The organism is Pseudomonadota bacterium, from assembly GCA_026390555.1.
In the GTDB taxonomy this organism is placed as follows: Bacteria; Bdellovibrionota_C; UBA2361; order UBA2361; family OMII01; genus OMII01.
Genome location: JAPLFS010000058.1, coordinates 1 through 3,206, shown reverse-complemented (window position 1 = coordinate 3,206; position 3,206 = coordinate 1). Strand labels below are relative to the sequence as shown.

The 3,206-nt window shown below is 50.8% G+C and carries 3 protein-coding genes; all 3 read right to left on the bottom strand.

Features of this window, described 5'->3' with window-relative positions; translation table 11 throughout:
* Positions 1-786, bottom strand: a 786-nt coding sequence (locus NTV65_07645; protein ID MCX6115070.1) for a hypothetical protein, incomplete at its 3' end; no start/stop codon positions are given.
* Positions 787-789: 3 nt separating this feature from the next.
* The gene (locus NTV65_07640) at positions 790-1,503 is read right to left on the bottom strand and encodes a hypothetical protein (protein ID MCX6115069.1); all 714 of its coding nucleotides are present in this window, start codon (positions 1,501-1,503) and stop codon (positions 790-792) included.
* Positions 1,470-3,206 (bottom strand): hypothetical protein (locus NTV65_07635; GenBank protein ID MCX6115068.1); only part of this gene is annotated, 1,737 nt, incomplete at its 5' end. The genes NTV65_07640 and NTV65_07635, both read right to left, overlap by 34 nt.

The following is a 3,206-nucleotide window of genomic DNA, read 5'->3' as shown; positions in this document are numbered from 1 at the left end:
CGTCATCCATTTGCTTAAAACCCCAACACCTGAGTGCCTGCCATCGTAGTTCTTAAGCGCGTTAAGTCCAGTGTCGTAATAGTGCGCCTTATTCGTCATCCGTATTCGATAGGGAACGCACGGCACGTTGTAGATCTCCATACGCGTATAGACCGCCTCGCCTGACTTTGGCCCGTAAGGTCGTAGGACCGTATCGAGACCAAAGACCTCTGTAGAGTCATACGGAACGAGATCTTCGGCGATAAAGAGGTAATCGTAGAGTAGCTCTTTCTCATCAGGATCCCCCTCCTTTTTAGTTGGATTGGTATCCGCATCAGGATAGAGAGGAACCCGCTGTGTGCTGTTTGATTCGCAGCGCCCCGGCCTCTTATATGGGACTGGGCTCCATGCAGGAGCCGGTGTTTCAACGTACGGCATGGGGGTTGGTAGTGCTTCGTACACGATATCTTCTGACTTTGGAAAGGGTAGACCCTCCGCGCCCCTGACATGTGAGATGGGTGGCTTGGGCTCACCATTTGCATCGCGTTGCTCGGGTAAGTTATAGCGCTCCGGCTCACCTAAGATGGATTGAGAGTTGCGCTGATACTGGCGCACCATCCCTAACGCTTCATTCACCTGCTGATCAGTAATTACAACCCCTTGCTTACGAGCCGCTTCGATCTGAGCGAGTAGCTCCTGCTCTGAGATCTGCGCCTCTGATGATCGATAGGGAGCTACAAGCAGGGCGAGCCAAAGCGTCAGTGCTATGAGGGATAACCAGCGATAGGTGTGTCGTTGTCTCTTCATACCCTAAAATTTTGATAGCTCATCTATTATTTGGGGCTCATCTGCTGCAACAGCTCTGTACTCGCCCCATTCGTCAATAAAACGGCCGATATCGATCATCCCCTCAACTATGCGCTCGCCCTGTGGTGTGTAAAGAAACCAGGCAGGTGAGGTGGTAATCTGAAACGATTCGTCGGGTAGCCCTGCGGCATAGAGCTGTATGCCCCGTTTGGTGAGCTCCGCTTGCAGCTCCGGTGAAACGTTGCGGTAGTCTCCGACGTGCTGCACATTTATTACAAGGCCACGTTTCTCATCCATAATCCGTAGCGCCACAGCTATGACCTGCTCTAGGTGCTGTTTATCGAGAGAGTTTACGTAGAGCGATAAGACAATTTTAGCCCGCTTTTTTGATGCGGCTAATGCGGCAGGTCCTGGCCCATTAGATGCTGTTCTATTGTTTGTAGTGTTTGTAGTGTTCGTATTGTTGCGACTAGCTTGTGTACGGGCCTGTATCGGGGTGCGACGCCTGATCGGAACGCTCGTTCTAGGCGCAGCACCCCCCTGCTCAATAGAGGGAGCCCCCGCATAGTCCTGACTGTAGAAATCTTTGGAAACAGTTGGTTCTGCGTAAATTGAGCGTGGTGCTATTAGGAGCGCTACAAGGCACACACTATACAGGTATCGTTGCAGCACCGTTATGCGCACTAGGGGGCCCCGCCAAAGTTCTCTTGACGACATAGCAGATTTAGATTGATTGTTAGTTGAGGATTCCCCTGTGGCTCCCACCGTGTAAATCCCAGAGGGCAGGTTGCAAAGATTCGAAACGGGGCGGCGTAGTTCTGAGATTTACTGTCTAGGCCCCGCTCTGCGATCTTTTTCTGAGACTCTTCGTCGTTCTTGGCCCAATTCTGCACGTACCTGTTAAACTCCTCGCCCTTCTTGCCCTCTTGGTTAATAATCTTATCCTGGGTCAAATTCTTATTGGTTTCCTTCTTATCGCTCAGATAGAGCTGATCCGACATGTTCTTAAACTGATAGTCTTCTCCTGAAAGCGGATCACAAGGGTCACCAAGTTCGTTGGTGTCCCCCCCCTTAAACTTCTTGCCGATAAAAAGCTGAGCCTTCCTAGAGTACGGCATGGGCTCAAAGCGTTTATAGTATGATTTCCGCCCACCTGTTTTCCCAGGAACTGGCTTATCTATCATGCCTTCGGCTAGCCCCCCAGCGATCAGGAATCCAAGTGCGTGATCTGCTATCGCGGTGCGGCGCTCAACAGCCGCATGACGGTTAAGGGTTACCGGAACCATACCGCCGTTAAGCTTTCCGCCGTTACGGCAGGTGTATCCAACCGAGGCCTCTGTTTGTCTCTGGCCCTGGCTCTTCTTGATCACCTCACCTATTCCGGTGATACCCATATTTTCGTTCTGAAGGTTCATGCGTTGGCAGTATAGTGGATCATCCTTCCAGGCCTTCATGCCCGCAATAAAGTCAGTTGGGGTTCCATCTACGTTAGTTAAGTTGCTATTCTCAGCCTTGGTCATCAGATTTACCCCCTTTGGACAGTAGTTCGACCAAACAGGGATCTTATCTAGACTCTTTCTATCTGCGCCACCTCCTAGTTGCAGTAGGTCATGGGGAGGGTTCATTAACTTCATAAACTGTTTGGGATGCATACAGAAGCGCTTGGCAAGATCCTCGCGCTCCTTTGTATCCATAGCGGCCAGGTTCACCCGTAGGGTGAGCCCCTCGCTCTGTAGGCTATCGGCGAAGCGCAGATTTTTATTTTTATCATTGGGGCGCACATCTTTGATAATCTTAGAGACCGCACCCTTAACGTTACCGTCATCTCCATCGGAGCCGCCGATAGAGCGATTCTCGGCCGCCTTAATGTTCTTATTGATAGCTTTAGTAACCCAATCTGCGGCCTCCGGTCCCTCCATTAACGGCTTGGCTTGATCTACACACTTAGAGACCTTATCCTTATCAACTATCATCGTTGTTGTGCGGTCGTTCTCCCACCCCAGAGCAGAAGTAGGATAATAGTATTCGAACAGTCCGGCCCAGCCTTTGCCATCTGGATATTGGCAGGCGATCTTTTCAGAGGAGTCGAATTTATTAGCATCCCTCACGCAGCACGCCTTAAAGTTTGAATCGGTGATTAGTTGTTTGTAGGGAGTTGTTGGTCGAGAGTAGCAACATTCTATCTCTCGGTGTGCATCTGGCCACTTACAGGTTCCTAGCGGGCACGATGATTTAAAGGCTGTGAAAGGGAGGTTGCACCAGAACGCCATAATCGGAAGGGGCGCAGCATCACCCCGCATAGTGGTTTCAAGCACCCGATTTTCAGGATCAATCATGCTATCGCGCAGATGGGGACTGTACCAAGGGTCGACCTTGCCCCCTGATTGTGAAAAAAGGATCTCGCTAAAGAGCTCCTGCAT